Here is a 15462-nt window from a genome sequence, read left to right as displayed (position 1 = left end):
GGACGTTGAGCACTTTCAATCAACTCTTTTTCTATAACAGGCGGCGGCTTTATACCTTGAATTGGCGATTGGCTGTTTTATAGTCAAAGAAGGTCAGCCAGAATGAGGTGTCGCCATGCAGGAACGCGCTGTTCAGACGTTTGAGCGCACGTTGGGTGATTATTTCCGGGAGCGTCTTGTCCACTGCGCCGAGGCACTGGCGCCACGGCCCGAAGAGGATACATTGTGGTATGTCGGGTCGGTCCTGGCGCGCCTGGGGGACAGCCGCCAGCTGTTCAGCTATGACGAGGGTCAATTGAGCCTGCGGCCACTGGCCCTGCTCTACAAAGACGCACACGAAGCCAGCGCCGATCACGAACGCTGCCTGATTCTACGGCAGTTGGGCGACCAGGCCCTGTTCGTCGGCGCATTGTTTCCGGAGCGTTATGCCCGCAAGGGCTTCCGTCAGGACTATTTCGTCGGCATGGGCGGTGGCGCCTACGACTACCTGGCCGACAACGCCCACAGCCACCGCCACGTGTTTGCCGACCTGGCGGATCGCTTCGCCGCCTTCCTGGACCTGGTCGCCCGGGCCTGCATCCGCAAGGCAGGCTCCAGTGTTGATGATGTGCTGACGCTCTACCAGCATTGGCGGGCCACCGGTGACGAACAGCTGGGCGAGCAATTGCGGGCCCTGGGAATCGCCCTGGACGATGACAGGAAACTGCACTGACCGGCGGGCTTAACGGGAGCCCGGTTTTGTGCCACTGATCAAAAGTCCCAGGCCGTTCAGGTAATCTTCCTGCTGGACATCGTCCAACTGCGCTTCAAGATACGCCCGGCCTTCCGCCCATTTTGCCTTGAGCCGCTCATGGTCAAGGTCTTCAGCCGTGTCGATACCCGTGACTTGCAGCAGCTTGCTGTAGACCGGATAGAGGTGGCGCAGCAGACCCCGTTCCGGCCGGCTGCCCTGAAAGTCCAGGATCACCAGTCGCCCACCCGGGCGTAGCAGGCTCAGTGCCCGCTCGAGTGCGGCTGGCAAATCGTAGACGATACCCAGGCACCAGCTGGCAATCACCGCGTCAAAAGACGGCGCAACGTCGTCAAGGCGGGCGGCGTCCTGCTGTGCAACGGCGACCTGGTGCCACCCGTTCCGTTCGACCTTATGGTGAGCCCTGGCAAGCATTCCACGGGACAGGTCAACCCCGAGCAACCTCCCCTCCGGCCCCAGCTTCGGCACCAGGTAGGGAAAGTTGCGCCCCGTTCCGCAACCGATATCAAGAACCCGGGCGCCGTGTATATCACCCAGGAGATCGACGCTACGCTGGCGATACCGGTCCTCGACCCGAAACAGTCGCTGGAAGATCCAGCCGGTCAGGAGGTCGTAATAGCGCGCAGCCTTGTTGTAGTAATCGTTGATTTCTTCGCGTTGCATTGTAGGGCTCCAGAGTGCCGACTATGAAATGGAGTATGACCATTTCAAACCTTGTAGTGATTACAGGGTCAAGCACATCGGACGATTCGGAAAGGCAATGACGCCAGACGCTGGAACGTGGAACCCGAAAGTCCGCCCTCCTGAAAGGGCGTCAATCCCGCCCCAGCATCCGCATCAGTACCCGGTCCTTCAACACATGGTGGTGATAGAGGGCAGCGAGGGCATGCAGCAAGGCGATGATCATCATGGTGTTCATGGCGATCACGTGGACATCACCCATGAACTCCATGCCCAGGTACCAGGCCATCGCGCCGAAAACCGGCACCAGCAACATCAGAAGATAAAGCAGGCCATGAGCCAGTTTCTGCGCCTTATCGAGCAGAGGATGCCCTGCGCTGACGACTTCCGGGACAGGGCTGACCACTCGGACGATCAGGCGGACCAGCACCAGGCCAATGACCGTCAGCCCCACATAAACGTGAAACGTCCCCACCCAGTTCGTCTGGAATCCGGCGTTTTCAAGATGCTCGTCCAACTGGTGACCCATCCCGTCACTGACGATGTAATTCGCAACGATCAATATCGCGATGGCCCAGTGCAGGACGATCTGGGGCATGCTGTAGGTTTTGGTGCGTGTGGTGGTGGACATGATCGGTCTCGGCTTCCTGTTGAGTGGATCCTTTCGTAACCACGGCGTGCCTTCGCCTGGCCCAGTGCCAGAGCAAGTGGCCCAACCGAGGCTCCCTACTGACAGGGGAAGTCTATGCACGAAACATTAAGTGTTTCTTATAAACCCATCATGTCCTTGCCTACCGCCGTTGCGACCGTCACGCTCTCTAGGGGACTCGCCCTGAATCGTGGACGTCACATCGGTCAACCGGCCGACCGGAATGTTGTCGGGGACGGGTCTACAGTGACAGAAGGGGGGCTGCTCTCTGCCGGCGAGCCCCAGCAACCGCTTGATATTGAGGAACGAGTCGATGAACACCTTCGAGCAGGATACCGACACGCTGAAAGCCTGGGACAAGGCCCACGTCTGGCACCACATGACGACGGGGCAGTCGGCGGACGCGGGGCTGACCATGTTCGTCCGTGGCGAGGGACTCCGGCTCTGGGACATCGACGGCCAGGAGTACTTGGACGCCACCGCCGGCGGTGTCTGGGTGACCAATGTGGGCTATGGTCGTCGGGAGATCGCTGATGCCGTCCACCAGCAGCTGCTGGACCTGAATTATTTCGCCGGCTCCATGGCGAGCAAACCGGCGTCGGCGTTCGCCGAGAAGCTATTGAGCAAGATGCCGGGCATGAGCCGGGTCTACTACTCCAGTTCCGGTTCGGAGGCGAACGAGAAAGCCTTCAAAATGGTGCGCCAGATTGCCCACAAACACCACGGTGGCCGCAAACACAAGATCCTCTACCGTGAGCGTGACTACCACGGCACCACCCTGGCGGCACTGAGCGCGACGGGGCAGATGGAGCGGCGGGAGCACTTCGGTCCCTTCCTGCCGGGGTTCGTGGAATTTCCCCACTGCTGCGAATACCGCAGCCAGTTCGGCGAGGTCGACGACTACGGCGCCCGGGCGGCCCAGGCCATGGAGGCCGTGATCCTGCGGGAAGGTCCCGAGACTGTGGGCGCGGTCATCATTGAACCTATCACCGCCGGAGGTGGCATTATCCCGCCGCCCGCTGGCTACCTGCAGGCGGTGCGCGAGATCTGTGACCGTCACGATGTGCTGCTGATTATGGACGAGGTCGTCTGCGGCATGGGTCGGACCGGTACCTGGTTCGGCTACCAGCACGATGACATCACACCGGACATCGTGACCATGGCGAAGGGCGTGGCGTCTGGATACGCCGCCATTTCCTGCACCGTGACCACGGAACATGTCTACAGCCTGCTTAAAGAAGCCGAGGGCGATACCCTCGGTTATTTTCGCGACATTTCCACCTTCGGCGGCTGCCTAGCGTCCCAGGCGGCGGCACTGGCCAACGTGTCGATCATCGAGCGCGAGGGTCTGGTGGAAAACAGTGCGCGCCAGGGGGAACGGCTGATGGCCGGCTTCCGCGATTTGGCCGAGCGCTATCCCTTGATCGGGGACGTCCGCGGCAAAGGGCTGTTCCAGGGCATCGAACTGGTGACCGATCGAACCTCCCGCCAGCCGGTGGACGAATCCATCCCCATGGCCATCGTCTCCCGCTGCAAGGCCCATGGCTTGCTGATTGGCCGCACCAATCGTTGCGTGCCGGGCTTCAACAACGTACTGAACTTCAGCCCGGCTCTGACGGCGACGGACCAGGAAATCGACACCATCGTCGAACGCCTGGACCGGGCCCTGCACGATGTGACACCGACGCTCTGATCGTCGCGGTCACGGGCTCGTCCCGGCAAAGCGCATAATGTGCTGCACCAGTTGGTCCGGTTTCTCCTCGATCACAAGGTGGCCTGCGTCGTCGACCACATGGAACTCCGATGACGGGATCAGGCCGTGGAGGGTTTCGCCGCGTTCCAGAGGAATCCAGCGATCCTCCCGTCCCCACAGGATGAGGGTCGGCGTGGTGATCGTCGGGTAACGAGCCTGGACCTCGTCCGTGTACCGCGAATCCGCCTGGGCGATCTGACGATAGAAAGCGGGCTGCCCCTGCTCGCCGGTCCAGGGCCGGACAATGCCTTCCAGGGTGGCGTCATCCAACGGCTTGTGGGCCGCTGTTTGCACGTAGGTGCGAACGATCGCCTCGTGGATAAAGTCGGGCACGCCTGAAAAGGCGGGTTGATGTTCGTTAACGTGCCGGAAGAACGGCGAGCCCCAGGGTGAGACGGCCACCGGGTCAATCAGCATGATTTTCCGGAAGGATCGCCCATTCAGCAGGTGCGTTCTCAGGACGGCGGCCCCACCAAAGTCATGCCCAACCACCCACGGGTTCTCCAGGCCCCAGTGATCCAGCAGACGCGCCAGCACTTCGTTTTGCACGCCCAGCGAGACGTCACCCTCGGCCATGCTCGACTGGCCATAGCCCAGTAAATCGTAGAAGTAGACGGTATAATTTTCGGACAGCGACCGGATCAGGTGACGCAGATTGAACGACGACCAGGGCGTACCGTGAACCAGCACCATCGGCGGGCCGTCTCCCAGTCGACCGTACCGGACTTCGCGCCCCTGATAATCGACAGCACCGGGGAGCACCCAGTCGCGATAGGCATCAACACCGTTCCTGTTCGCCATCGATTCATCCCTCCTGCGAGCCGGCATCGCGCATCAGCGTCGTCACCCGTTCCAAGGCGCGCTCGGGCGGTAGCCGCAAGGCCGTTTCAAGAGCGTCTCGCGGTACGCCGACGACATCGTCCAGGGCCCGATCATCCAGCGTAGCCAGGAGTCGTTCCAGTTGTTTGAGCCGGGCCTGCTGCTGGTGGCGGACGACGTGACATCTGCGGTGATCCCGGGCCCAATCGCGCAGAAAGCGAGGGAGCCGGGTGCGTTCTGTCCTCTGATGTGCCGTGAAAGTAGCCATCGAAACCTCCTGTGTTTCGATCACCTTGCCCTGCGCCCATTGATTAGACAAACGAGAAGATTTGACTCATGCTTTGAGAAATTCTCAAAGATACACAGTCATGTCCCTCGCATCGCCCCTGCCCAACCTGGATCTCGATCTCGCCCGGACCTTTGTGGCCATCTGCGAGACCGGCAACTTCTCGCGGGCCGCCACGCAGGTAAACCGCAGCGCCTCTGCCATCAGTCTGCAGGTCAAGAAGCTGGAGGAGATGGTGGGCCGCGAGCTCTTCTTGCGGGAAACCCGACGGGTCAGCCTGACCAGTGATGGCGAGATCCTGCTGGGCTATGCCCGCAAGCTGCTGCGCCTGAACGACGAGGCCTTCTCCCGCTTCCGGTCGTCCGAGTTCCAGGGTCGTGTCCGGCTGGGCGCGCCCAATGACAACGGCATTGTCGCCATGCCGGAAATCCTGCGGCGGTTCGCTGCGTCCCATCCTCATGTCGAAGTGGATGTGCATCTGGGCCCGACCAATAACCTGCGCCGTCGTATTAACGCCGGCGAGATCGATATCGCGATCTTCAGTTTCGATCCGGAACTGGACAGCCAGGCGCCTATCCACTCCGAACCACTGGTGTGGCTCGGCGCGCGAAACGGCACCACCCTCGACACGCGGCCGTTGCCGATCGCCCTGGCCGAGCCCGGCTGCTATTGGCGAGACATGGCGCTCAAGGCACTGGACGATGCCGGTATCGACTACCGCATCGCCTACACCAGCGAGTTCTGCCAGGCCCAGATCGCCGCGGTACGGGCCGACCTGGCGGTTGCGCCGCTGCCCATCAGCGTGATCGACCACGACATGATCCACCTGAGTGCCGACCATGGCCTGCCGGAGATGGGTGAGTACCGGATGACCCTGGCCAAGCGGGACGGATCGGGCCCGATTGAAGAGGCGTTGGCCGAGCATGTGGTCTCGGGCTTCAAGGCTATTTCCGAAAGGGGCATGCGCCTTTTTGCCTGATCTGTCGGCGCGGTTTCAGGACAGCAGACAAGCCGGGCGCCATGCTATAGTGGGCGACGCATCACACAGAGAGTTTTCCCATGAATCAGGAACCGCTGGACACCATCCTCGAACTCGACGGCGAGGAGCGTTTCGATTACTTCCTCGATACGGTGATCGAAGAGCGCGACATCTGGATCCTCATCAACACTGACAACCGCTTCCTGAAGATTGTCTCCGACGACGACGTGGCCTACCTGCCGGTCTGGCCCAGCGAATCGTTTGCCGCACAGTACGCCGGCAACGCAGACGGCCTCACACCCAAGCGCCTGTCGCTGCCCGAATTCTTCAACAAATGGGTGCCCGGACTGACCAAAGACGGTCTGGACATCGGCGTTTTTCCGGGGACGGACGGCACTTTATGGATCACCTCACCCGTGGACCTGAAGAAAGACCTGCAGGACGAAATGGCCAGCTTGTAAAGCGCCTCCCCAGGCGCTAATCCAACTTTCTTACCCAGCGATCACCGTCCTTACGGTATTGCTGTTTGACCGCCGCCCAGGCCACCTTGTGGGCTACCGCCTCGCGGCTCTCATTACCCCGGCGGCTGTCGGGATCGCTGTACTCGTCCCACGCTGAATTGAAGGCTTTCAGATAAATCTCCTGGGCATGGGATGGCAGGTGGCTGCGGACGCTCTCGGGCAGATCGTCTTTGCGATGATAAGGCATGGCGATGCTCCTCCCGTTTAGGTGGCAGAATCAGGGGCTTCGCCTGCCATCATCGCACCGATCGCCATCAATCAGCAGAGTCGCTGACCGTTACGCACCCCCGAGTCCGGCCCGACCAGGGACACAGCACCCTCCTCATTATGAACGCCCGTCACCAGGCATTCGGAGACGAACGGGCCGATCTGCTTCGGCGGGAAATTGGTGACTGCCAGCACCTGCTTGCCCAGCAGGCTATCCTTGTCGTAGAGATCCGTAATCTGTGCGCTGGATTTGCGCACACCCACTTCCGGGCCGAAATCCACCTTCAGCTTGTAGGCCGGTTTACGGGCCTCGGGAAAGTCCGACACCTCAATGATGGTGCCGACACGCAATTCCACTTTCTCAAAGTCGTCCCAACTGATCATTCGGGTTTCTCCAGGGTCTGGTTTGCCGGGCGCCGTCAAGCGCCGAACGGTAGAGCACGCAGTCTAATGCGCAAAGCCATCATCGAGCCAGAATGCAGAAGGGGCTGGATGCATTCAAACCACATCCTGATTGAACGGGCCGGGTGATGGCCCGGGCGACTCGGAGGGCGCAGACCGCGATTTCTGCTACCCTGCGCCCCGTGATCGATCAAGGAGCAGCCGATGTCCGAACAAGCCATGAAAACCCTGTCCGATATGGCCAGCGAGGCCCACGCCCGTATCCAGGCGACCCACCAGCACATCAATCCGGTGGTGGGTGTGCGCCGGGGCATGCGGGACATTGGCATTCCGGCGGACGCCATGACCATCGACTGCCTGAGCAGCCGTCGACGGATCGTGATGGTCCTGCACGACAAAGACCCAGGCGCCCTGCTCTACCAGTTTTCGACCATCGACGAGGACATCGATATCGACTTCCAGCGCATGGCGCTTAGCGACATGAGCGCCAATCGCCTGTTCGAGTGGATCGAAGACTACTTTTCCGACGACGCGCCGCCCGGCTCTCCGCATTGAAGAATAATCTGACAAGCAGCGATCACAGTCCCTATACTGGGGTCACCTGCCCGTCCGAAGGCTTTTACCATGCGCGTTTTCAATAACCCGATCGGTTCCGGGTCGCTCTGGTTCGATAACCTGACCACCGCCGACGGCACGCCCGTCGCGTATGATCCACAGGCGCGGGCCTTTCTGCCCATGCCACCATTCTGTGCCAACCGTGACCGCATCGGCTGCAACTGGATCGCTCCCCGGCCCGGCGCGTTTTGTCGCTCCTGCGCCATGACCGCGCTGGCGCCGGATCCGAACATCCCCAACGCCATCCCCAACTGGGCGCTGACCGAAGCCGCCAAGCGCTGGACCCTCGACAACCTGGGACGCTGGCACTGGTTCCGGCCGGAGGATCCGGGTGTTCGGCCGATTTTCCATATGCTCGCTGAAGGCCTGACACCGGTGCTGATGGGTCATGCCCAGGGAGTCGTGACCATCAGCGTGGCCGAGGCCGATCCGGTGTTGCGCGCGTCTCGCCGAGAACAACTGGCAGAACCTTACCGCACCATGATCGGCCATATGCGCCACGAGATCTCGCACATGCTCTGGTGGCGCCTGAGCCTTCGCGAGGATTTTCTAGACGCCTTTCGCGCCATGTTCGGCGACGAACGCGAGGATTACACCGCCGCGCTGCAGCGCCATTATGAACAGGGCCCCGCTCCCCATTGGGAACAGCGCTTCCTGACTGTCTACGCCTCGGCCCACCCCCACGAAGACTGGGCCGAAACGGCCGCCCACCTGCTGCACCTGACCGATATTACGGACAGCTTCATTGCCTCGGGGTTGTCTTCGCCGCAGTTGCCCAGTCCCGGTTGGGATCCGTATTCGGAGCCCGATGCGGACCGCCTGATCCACATCGCGGCCTCGTTAACAGTCGGCGTGAATCACGTCAACCGGTCTATGGGGCTGTCTGACCTCTACCCGTTTGTGCTTTCGGATGTCGCACGGCAGAAACTGGCCTTCGTACACAACTGGCTCCGACGGGGCGCCCAGGGTTTGTAGGGGTTGTTTCCGGCCAATCAGCCACACATATACAGCCATAGCGTCGCAAAACGAATCCAACATTCGGCTCGCCAAGGAGGTGGTCCCAATGGCGGAACAGAGCAAGCATCAACCGCGCAACGTCACCCAGAAACTGATCGCGGCCCACCTGGCCGACGGCCGCATGAAAGCCGGTGAGGAAATCGGCCTGACCATCGACCAGACCCTCACACAGGACGCCACCGGCACCCTGGTGATGCTGGAACTGGAAGCCATGGGTCTGGATCACGCCCGTACCGAAGTGTCCGCCCAGTACGTCGACCACAACCTGCTGCAGACCGACCACCGCAACCCGGACGACCACCTGTTCCTGCGCAGCGCCTGCGAGAAATTCGGCCTCTGGTTCAGTCCGCCCGGCTCAGGGGTGAGCCATCCGGTGCACATGGAGCGCTTCGGCAAACCCGGCAAGACCCTGCTGGGCTCGGACAGCCACACCTGTGCCGCGGGCTCACTGGGCATGCTGGCCATAGGTGCCGGCGGCCTGGCGGTAGCCATGGCCATCTGTGGACAGCCGTTCTACCTGAACATGCCCAAGGTGATGGGCGTGAAGCTCACCGGCAAGCTGCCGGACTGGGTCAGCGCCAAGGACGTGGTGCTGGAGATGCTGCGCCGCCATGACGTGAAAGGCGGTGCCGGGCGGATAATCGAGTACTACGGCCCCGGCCTCAAGCACCTGTCCGCCATGGATCGCCACGTGATCGCCAACATGGGCCAGGAAATGGGCCACACCACCACGGTGTTCCCGGCAGACGACGCGGTACGGGATTTCCTCAAACAACAGCAGCGGGTCGACGATTTCGAGCGGTTGGAAGCCGACAGGGGCGCGACCTACGACGAACACGACGAGATCGACCTGGCCAAGCTCGAGCCGCTGATCGCCCTGCCCAGCAGCCCGGGCAAAGTCGTGCCCGTGCGCGAAGTGGCGGGTGAGCCCATCTATCAAGCCTACATCGGCTCCTCCGCCAACCCCGGGCTGCGGGACTTCGCGGTACCCGCCATGGTGGTGAAGGGGCGCCAGGTGCACGAGCGGGTGTCGTTCGACATCAACCCGACGTCCCGACAGACCCTGGAAAACCTGGCCAAACTCGGGCACCTGAGTGACCTGCTCAGCGCCGGCGCCCGCCTGCACCAGACCGGTTGCAACGGCTGCATCGGCATGGGCCAGGCACCGGCCACCGACCAGATCAGCCTGCGCACGGTGCCGCGCAACTTTGCCGGGCGCTCAGGTACCGAGGAGGACAAGGTTTGCCTGTGCAGTCCGGAAACCGCCACGGCATCAGCCCTGATGGGTGAGATCACCGACCCCCGCGACCTAGACATGGACTACCCGACCTTCGACGACAGCCAGTCGTTCTACGTGGAGGACCGCAACATCCGGCCGCCGGCGCAGCATCCGGAACTGACCGTCGTTGAGAAGGGGCCCAACATCAGCACCCTGCCCCAGTTCGATGGCCTGCCGGACGAACTGACCGCGCCGGTGTTGCTCAAGGTGGGCGACGACATCTCCACCGACGAAATCCTGCCCGCCGGGTCGCGGATCCTGCCGTTCCGCAGCAACATCCCGGCGATCAGCGAGTTCACCTACACCCGGGTCGACGCGTCCTATCCGGAACGGGCGAAGAAGTATCAGGAACACGGCTCGATGATCGTCGGCGGCGAGAACTACGGGCAAGGCTCCAGCCGCGAACACGCGGCACTGGCGCCGCGTTACCTCGGCGTGCGGGTGGTCATTGCCAAGAGCTATTCCCGCATCCACTGGCAGAACCTGTGCAACTTCGGCATTTTGCCGCTGCGCTTTACGCGCCCCGAGGATTACGACGACATCGAACAGGGCGACGAACTGGCGCTGGACGCCCTAGCCGAGACGCTGGCGCAAGGCGGTCAGTTGGCCGCAAAAAACACCCGCAGCGGTCAGCGCTACGAGCTGACCCACGATCTCAGCGACCGCCAGATCCGGATGATCCTCAAGGGCGGCCTGCTCAACCTGATGCGAGAGTCCTTGGCCGCCTGATCTACCGCGCCGGCCTTGGCCCCACCGGACAGGGCCGGCGCCTTCGCCTATACTGATCCTGCTGGCGTCATATGACTCCCGCCGTGTCGCCGTTTGGCCTGTCAGCTGATGAATGGACCGAATTCAGCCCATGAGGCTAACGGAGGATATGGCATGCCTTTCTTATCCCGACTTCCCTGTATTGCCACCGCTCTCGTTCTGGTTGCCGGCCTGCTCAGCGCCTGCAGCACCCCGGCGGAAAAACCGATGAAGACCGAGGTGTCGGAATCCACAACCATGGAAAAAGGCGTCCCCGGCGGCGTCCACACCCGCACCGAACGTCTTGAAGCCACCGTCAGAACCATCAACTTTGACGCCCGCACCGTCACCCTCGCAGACGACGACGGCAACATGAAGACCATCACCGTCGGACCCGACGCAGTGAATTTCAATCAGGTGGAGGTCGGTGACCGGGTCACCGTGGTCTACACCGAAGAAACCGTCGTTTACCTGAAAGCGATCGGCGAGACGTCCACCGATGGTGCCGCCGGCATGGCAGCTGCCGCCCCGGAAGGCCAGAAGCCGCGCGGGTTTGCCGGCGGTACGGCGCAGGTCACCGCGGTGGTCAAATCGGTCAACCTGGAACACCACACCGCCACGCTGGAATTTCCCAACGGCGATGTCCGTCAGGTGCCGGTGCGTGACGACATCAAACTGAGCAACGACCAGGTCGGCCGGGAAGTGGTGATCCAGATCACCGCCGCCGTGGCGCTGTCGGTGGACAAGGCCGAATAACGGCACCGGATTGGCGATTCGATGACCAGCCTGGCGAAACCCTAGACAGGCTGGTCATTTGCCAGCCATGACCGGCCACCGCTACAGCCAACCCGCCTACCGACGTTCTTCCAGGCGTTACTCACGCACTTATCCACAGATTCTGTGGACATGATCGTCTGTGGATAACGAGCAACCAGCGCTCTGCCCTTTCAGGTGATTCAACGAATCGTTTACGGCTCGGATAGCGCCAATTCGGTGAGAGAACAACCGGTTAGCAATCCCACCTTTTGCGTCCCGATAGGACCCTTCCTATAATCGCCTAACGAAGCGCACTCTGATTGCCGCGCCGCGGTCGTCCCATTCCAATAAAAAGGAAAACAACATGTTAAAACGTTGCACCCTTCTGGCTGCCGCGGCGGCTACGCTGCTGTTCAGTGCCGCCTCCCAGGCCCAGTACAAAGACGAATACACGGTGTCCACAGTCCTGCCGTCCGCCTTTCCCTGGGGGCAGGCTGCCGACAAATGGGTCGAACTGGTCAAGGAGCGCTCCGACGGGCGCATCAATATGAAGATCTACAGCAACTCCCAGCTGGTCTCCGGCGACCAGACCAAGGAGTTCTCGGCCATGCGCTCCGGCCTGATCGACATGGCGGTCGGTTCCACCATCAACTGGTCGCCGCAGGTGCCGGAGCTGAACCTGTTCTCCCTGCCGTTCCTGATGCCGGACTACGCGGCGATCGATGCGATTACCCAGGGTGACGCCGGCGAGGCCATCTTCGCGGCCATCAAGAAGCGCGGCGTGACCCCGCTGGCCTGGGGCGAGAACGGCTTCCGCGAGCTGTCCAACTCCAAGCTGACCATCGACGAGCCGGCGGATCTGGACGGCCTGAAAATCCGCGTGGTGGGTTCGCCGCTGTTCCAGGACACCTTCACCGCGCTGGGCGCCAACCCGACGCAGATGAGCTGGGCGGACGCCAAGCCAGCCCTGACCACCGGTGCCGTCGACGGCCAGGAAAACCCGCTGTCCGTGTTTGACGTGGCCCGCATCGATCAGGTCGGCCAGAACCACCTGACCCGCTGGCACTACATGGCCGACCCGCTGGTGTTTGCCATCAGCAACCGCGTGTGGGACACGTTCAGCCCCGAAGACCAGGCGCTGTTGAAACAGGCTGCCATCGACGCCGGCCAATGGGAGATCCAGAAGTCCCGCGGTGAACTCGACGACACCCTGGCTGCGATCAAGGATCGTGGCGTGGAAGTCACTGAGCTGACCCCGGCCCAGCACGATGCCTTCGTCAAGGCGACCCAGTCGGTCTACGACAAATGGACACCGCGCATCGGCGAAGATCTGGTCAAGCAGGCGCAGGACGCGGTTGCTAAACGCACTCAGTAATACCGATCGCCCCAACGCCCGCTTTTTTTGGCGGGCGTCTTCCTGCCACCTGGAGTTCCCATGCCCTCCCGTCGCCCCAAATTCCGGCCCGATGCCTGGCTGGCCACCCTCGCCCTGGTAGCGATCTGCCTGATCAGCCTCGGTAATGTGATCGTGCGTTACGCCACGGATGCGTCCTTTGCCTTCACCGAGGAATTCTCGGTGTTCTGCCTGGTGCTGCTCACGTTTGCCGGGGCCGCGGTAGCGGCGCGCCACAACCAGCACATCCGCATCGAGCTGATCGAGCACCACCTGCCGCCCTGGGCCCGGAAGATCGTGTTTGTGCTGCAGTGGGCCGCCAGCGTTGCGGTGCTGGGCGTGATGACCTGGTATGGCAGCACCTTTGCCCTGCAGGAGTATCAGTGGGACTCGCTGTCACCGGGGCTGGGGCTGCCCAACTGGATTTACGTGGTGTGGTTGCCGATCCTCTCCGTAGTCATCATCCTCCGCATGACCCAGAACCTGATCGATCGCCTGCGCGGCAAGCACGACCCGGAGGTGGTCCATGAGTCCTGATCTGCTGATGATCGGCAGTTTCCTGCTGGCGTTGCTTTTGGGCATGCCGGTGGCGATCGCGCTGGGCCTCGGCGGTCTGGTGGGCATCGTCGCGGGCCTGCCGCCGACGATGCTGGGTACCTTCGGCACCAACACCTACAACAGCGTGGCCAAGTATCCGCTGATTGCGATTCCGCTGTTTATCCTGACCGGCCTGATCTTCGAACGGGCCGGCGTTGCCGCCAGTCTGGTGCGTTTCGCCCAGGCCATTATCGGGCCGCGTCACGGCGGTCTGACTGTCGTCGCCGTGCTGGTGTGCCTGATCATGGGCGGCATGAGCGGTTCCGGGCCGGCGGACGCCGCCGCAGTGGCGATGGTGATGCTGCCAAGCATGCACAAAGCCGGTTACCCGAAGCCGTTTTCCGCTTCGCTGATCGCGGCGTCCTCTTCAACCGCGATCCTGATTCCGCCGTCCATCGCCCTGATCCTCTACTCCATCGTGGTGCCGGGCGTGGACCTGCGGGCCCTGTTCGCCGCCGGGCTGTTCCCGGGCATCCTGGCGGGCATTTCCCTGCTGGCACCGGCGCTGTATTTCGCAAAAAAATACCGCTGGGAAGACCCGGAGACCGTCGAGCGCCCAGCGTTCTGGCCGAGCTTCAAGGCGGCCATTCCCGCCCTGTTCGCGCCGGTGATCATCCTGGGCGGCCTGCGCTCGGGCCTGTTCACACCCACCGAAGCGGCGGTGGTCGCGGTGGCCTACGGCGTGTTGGTGGGCTGCCTGATCTATCGCAACCTGAGCCTGCGGGATCTATGGGGCCTGATGTCAGAAGCCGCGGTGACCTCCGGCGTGGTCATGTTCATCATTGCGCTGGCCGGTATTTTCGCCTGGGCCGGCACGACCCTGGGCACGTTCAACCACCTGGCCAATGCCCTCCTGTCGCTGTCGGACAACGGCTGGGTGCTGCTGGGTCTGGTCATGGTGCTGGTGCTGATTGCCGGCATGCTGCTGGACGCAATTTCGATCTACCTGATCCTGATCCCGATCGTCCTGCCGATGATGAATCACTTCGACTGGAACCCGATCTGGTTCGGCATTCTGCTGGCCATGAACATCGCCATCGGCCAGTTCACACCACCGGTTGCGGTCAACCTGATGGTCACTACGCGCGTGGCCAACATCCGGCTGGAACACACAATAGGCTGGGCGCTTGTGTTTATCGCCGCCATGGCGGTCAGTCTGGTGCTGGTGATGCTGATGCCGGGGATTGCGCTGTGGTTGCCGGAAAAGCTGGGCTACGTCGTTGGGTCCTGGTAGCCGCGTCTGGATTGATAGCGAACCTCGACGCATCCCAGGACAGCCTATGAGCCGGATTCCCGACACGCAGCGCCATGCAGGAAGATATCGACCGCCTGACGCACTGAGCTAGGGATATCGATCTCGGACGATGCGCCCAGGCGCCCGAGGATGGCCGGCAGGAAATACGCGCCTTTCACCATATCGAGAAACTGGCCGGCTGCCGCATCCACATCCTTCAGATTGAGCCGTCCACGTCGGCACTCCGCTTCAAAATACCGCGACAGCACACGCCGGGCCCGACCCGGACCGTTATCATGAAAAATACGTTGCAGCTCCGGGTGATTCGGGCCTTCCAGCATGACGATCCGGTGCGTTGCCAGGTTCTCGGGATTCAGGATCAGCTCATTCAGACGGACGCCCAATTCGTATAATGCCTGCTCCGGCGGCTTCTCGAAGATTGCCGCATCCTCCATCTGCCCGTATACCTGTGCCCCCTTGTCCTCCATGATGGCCCGGAACAAGCCCTCCTTGTTGCCGAACAGGCGATACAGCGTCTGCATCGATCCACCTGCACGCCGACCGATCTCACTCATGGTCGCCGCGCCATACCCCTGCTCGAGAAAGACTTCAGAGGCCGCCGCCAGTATCCGCTCGGCGCGGTTCCGGCCACGGGAAGTGGTCGCCTTGGTCGATACGGCGTCTGTCATGCAGGGCTCCAACATCCAGGAATTCAAAATCACAGAATAACACTTGCACTAAGTGTAACGATCATTACACTCCCAAAGTGTAACACT

At 61.9% G+C, this 15462-nt stretch carries 18 protein-coding genes; 11 read left to right on the top strand and 7 right to left on the bottom strand.

Features of this window, described 5'->3' with window-relative positions; all coding sequences use genetic code 11:
- Positions 1 to 115: 115 nt before the first annotated feature.
- Positions 116 to 712: a hypothetical protein gene (locus tag J3364_RS14060; RefSeq protein ID WP_349558939.1), complete on the top strand. Its 597-nt coding sequence runs from the start codon at positions 116 to 118 to the stop codon at positions 710 to 712.
- A gap of 9 nt (positions 713 to 721) precedes the next feature.
- Here J3364_RS14060 and J3364_RS14055 read toward each other — a convergent pair whose 3' ends face one another.
- Complete coding sequence (locus J3364_RS14055) at positions 722 to 1414, bottom strand: class I SAM-dependent methyltransferase (protein ID WP_349558938.1); 693 nt, start codon at positions 1412 to 1414, stop codon at positions 722 to 724.
- Positions 1415 to 1565: 151 nt separating this feature from the next.
- Positions 1566 to 2063, bottom strand: coding sequence for a cytochrome b/b6 domain-containing protein (locus J3364_RS14050; protein ID WP_349558937.1), 498 nt, complete (start codon positions 2061 to 2063; stop codon positions 1566 to 1568).
- A 331-nt stretch (positions 2064 to 2394) separates the two neighbouring features.
- Here J3364_RS14050 and J3364_RS14045 point away from each other — a divergent pair, with 331 nt between their 5' ends.
- Complete coding sequence (locus J3364_RS14045; protein WP_349558936.1) at positions 2395 to 3774, top strand: aminotransferase family protein; 1380 nt, start codon at positions 2395 to 2397, stop codon at positions 3772 to 3774.
- A 9-nt stretch (positions 3775 to 3783) separates the two neighbouring features.
- On the opposite strand, the gene J3364_RS14040 is transcribed toward J3364_RS14045, so the two are convergent.
- Entirely contained in the window at positions 3784 to 4635 is an 852-nt protein-coding gene (locus J3364_RS14040; RefSeq protein ID WP_349558935.1) for an alpha/beta fold hydrolase, read from the bottom strand.
- Between the two features lie 4 nt (positions 4636 to 4639).
- On the bottom strand, positions 4640 to 4921 hold the full coding sequence (locus tag J3364_RS14035; RefSeq protein ID WP_349558934.1) for a hypothetical protein: 282 nt from the start codon (positions 4919 to 4921) through the stop codon (positions 4640 to 4642).
- A 100-nt stretch (positions 4922 to 5021) separates the two neighbouring features.
- Here J3364_RS14035 and J3364_RS14030 point away from each other — a divergent pair, with 100 nt between their 5' ends.
- Together J3364_RS14030 and J3364_RS14025 are read left to right on the top strand one after the other, a co-directional pair.
- Positions 5022 to 5918: a LysR substrate-binding domain-containing protein gene (locus J3364_RS14030; RefSeq protein ID WP_349558933.1), complete on the top strand. Its 897-nt coding sequence runs from the start codon at positions 5022 to 5024 to the stop codon at positions 5916 to 5918.
- An 80-nt stretch (positions 5919 to 5998) separates the two neighbouring features.
- Positions 5999 to 6379 (top strand): DUF2750 domain-containing protein, encoded by a 381-nt coding sequence (locus J3364_RS14025; RefSeq protein WP_349558932.1) that lies wholly within the window; start codon positions 5999 to 6001, stop codon positions 6377 to 6379.
- Positions 6380 to 6395: 16 nt separating this feature from the next.
- On the opposite strand, the gene J3364_RS14020 is transcribed toward J3364_RS14025, so the two are convergent.
- Positions 6396 to 6626, bottom strand: a complete 231-nt coding sequence (locus J3364_RS14020; RefSeq protein ID WP_349558931.1) for a ChaB family protein — start codon at positions 6624 to 6626, stop codon at positions 6396 to 6398.
- Between the two features lie 71 nt (positions 6627 to 6697).
- Complete coding sequence (locus J3364_RS14015; protein ID WP_349558930.1) at positions 6698 to 7030, bottom strand: tRNA-binding protein; 333 nt, start codon at positions 7028 to 7030, stop codon at positions 6698 to 6700.
- 222 nt (positions 7031 to 7252) lie between these two features.
- On the opposite strand from J3364_RS14015, the gene J3364_RS14010 reads away from it, so the two are divergent.
- From J3364_RS14010 to J3364_RS13980, 7 genes are all read left to right on the top strand, one after another.
- Positions 7253 to 7603 (top strand): hypothetical protein, encoded by a 351-nt coding sequence (locus J3364_RS14010; RefSeq protein ID WP_349558929.1) that lies wholly within the window; start codon positions 7253 to 7255, stop codon positions 7601 to 7603.
- A 69-nt stretch (positions 7604 to 7672) separates the two neighbouring features.
- The gene (locus tag J3364_RS14005; RefSeq protein WP_349558928.1) at positions 7673 to 8638 is read left to right on the top strand and encodes a zinc-binding metallopeptidase family protein; all 966 of its coding nucleotides are present in this window, start codon (positions 7673 to 7675) and stop codon (positions 8636 to 8638) included.
- An 88-nt stretch (positions 8639 to 8726) separates the two neighbouring features.
- Positions 8727 to 10688, top strand: a complete 1962-nt coding sequence (locus tag J3364_RS14000) for an aconitate hydratase (protein WP_349558927.1) — start codon at positions 8727 to 8729, stop codon at positions 10686 to 10688.
- Positions 10689 to 10841: 153 nt separating this feature from the next.
- Positions 10842 to 11462: a hypothetical protein gene (locus tag J3364_RS13995; protein WP_349558926.1), complete on the top strand. Its 621-nt coding sequence runs from the start codon at positions 10842 to 10844 to the stop codon at positions 11460 to 11462.
- A 364-nt stretch (positions 11463 to 11826) separates the two neighbouring features.
- Positions 11827 to 12837 (top strand): DctP family TRAP transporter solute-binding subunit, encoded by a 1011-nt coding sequence (locus J3364_RS13990; protein ID WP_349558925.1) that lies wholly within the window; start codon positions 11827 to 11829, stop codon positions 12835 to 12837.
- 60 nt (positions 12838 to 12897) lie between these two features.
- Positions 12898 to 13392: a TRAP transporter small permease gene (locus J3364_RS13985; protein WP_123634002.1), complete on the top strand. Its 495-nt coding sequence runs from the start codon at positions 12898 to 12900 to the stop codon at positions 13390 to 13392.
- Entirely contained in the window at positions 13382 to 14686 is a 1305-nt protein-coding gene (locus J3364_RS13980) for a TRAP transporter large permease (protein WP_349558924.1), read from the top strand. The genes J3364_RS13985 and J3364_RS13980 overlap by 11 nt, the downstream gene beginning before the upstream one ends.
- Before the next feature lie 44 nt (positions 14687 to 14730).
- On the opposite strand, the gene J3364_RS13975 is transcribed toward J3364_RS13980, so the two are convergent.
- Positions 14731 to 15375 (bottom strand): TetR/AcrR family transcriptional regulator, encoded by a 645-nt coding sequence (locus J3364_RS13975; RefSeq protein WP_349558923.1) that lies wholly within the window; start codon positions 15373 to 15375, stop codon positions 14731 to 14733.
- Positions 15376 to 15462 lie beyond the last annotated feature (87 nt).

This window comes from Marinobacter sp. NFXS9 (genome assembly GCF_040148665.1).
Classification (GTDB): domain Bacteria; phylum Pseudomonadota; class Gammaproteobacteria; order Pseudomonadales; family Oleiphilaceae; genus Marinobacter_A; species Marinobacter_A mangrovi.
The sequence above is the reverse complement of the archived record's forward strand: the minus strand, read 5'-3'. Positions and strand labels throughout refer to the sequence as shown.

Bases quoted from the DNA above. Each gene is read 5' to 3' on its own strand.
- J3364_RS13990 (WP_349558925.1), top strand. From the start codon at position 11,827: ATGTTAAAACGTTGCACCCTTCTGGCTGCCGCGGCGGCTACGCTGCTG.
- J3364_RS14055 (WP_349558938.1), bottom strand. From the start codon at position 1,414: ATGCAACGCGAAGAAATCAACGATTACTACAACAAGGCTGCGCGCTAT.
- J3364_RS14030 (WP_349558933.1), top strand. From the start codon at position 5,022: ATGTCCCTCGCATCGCCCCTGCCCAACCTGGATCTCGATCTCGCCCGG.
- J3364_RS13980 (WP_349558924.1), top strand. From the start codon at position 13,382: ATGAGTCCTGATCTGCTGATGATCGGCAGTTTCCTGCTGGCGTTGCTT.
- J3364_RS14050 (WP_349558937.1), bottom strand. From the start codon at position 2,063: ATGTCCACCACCACACGCACCAAAACCTACAGCATGCCCCAGATCGTC.
- J3364_RS13995 (WP_349558926.1), top strand. From the start codon at position 10,842: ATGCCTTTCTTATCCCGACTTCCCTGTATTGCCACCGCTCTCGTTCTG.
- J3364_RS14020 (WP_349558931.1), bottom strand. From the start codon at position 6,626: ATGCCTTATCATCGCAAAGACGATCTGCCCGAGAGCGTCCGCAGCCAC.
- J3364_RS14025 (WP_349558932.1), top strand. From the start codon at position 5,999: ATGAATCAGGAACCGCTGGACACCATCCTCGAACTCGACGGCGAGGAG.
- J3364_RS14040 (WP_349558935.1), bottom strand. From the start codon at position 4,635: ATGGCGAACAGGAACGGTGTTGATGCCTATCGCGACTGGGTGCTCCCC.
- J3364_RS13985 (WP_123634002.1), top strand. From the start codon at position 12,898: ATGCCCTCCCGTCGCCCCAAATTCCGGCCCGATGCCTGGCTGGCCACC.
- J3364_RS14000 (WP_349558927.1), top strand. From the start codon at position 8,727: ATGGCGGAACAGAGCAAGCATCAACCGCGCAACGTCACCCAGAAACTG.
- J3364_RS14035 (WP_349558934.1), bottom strand. From the start codon at position 4,921: ATGGCTACTTTCACGGCACATCAGAGGACAGAACGCACCCGGCTCCCT.
- J3364_RS13975 (WP_349558923.1), bottom strand. From the start codon at position 15,375: ATGACAGACGCCGTATCGACCAAGGCGACCACTTCCCGTGGCCGGAAC.
- J3364_RS14045 (WP_349558936.1), top strand. From the start codon at position 2,395: ATGAACACCTTCGAGCAGGATACCGACACGCTGAAAGCCTGGGACAAG.
- J3364_RS14015 (WP_349558930.1), bottom strand. From the start codon at position 7,030: ATGATCAGTTGGGACGACTTTGAGAAAGTGGAATTGCGTGTCGGCACC.
- J3364_RS14060 (WP_349558939.1), top strand. From the start codon at position 116: ATGCAGGAACGCGCTGTTCAGACGTTTGAGCGCACGTTGGGTGATTAT.
- J3364_RS14005 (WP_349558928.1), top strand. From the start codon at position 7,673: ATGCGCGTTTTCAATAACCCGATCGGTTCCGGGTCGCTCTGGTTCGAT.
- J3364_RS14010 (WP_349558929.1), top strand. From the start codon at position 7,253: ATGTCCGAACAAGCCATGAAAACCCTGTCCGATATGGCCAGCGAGGCC.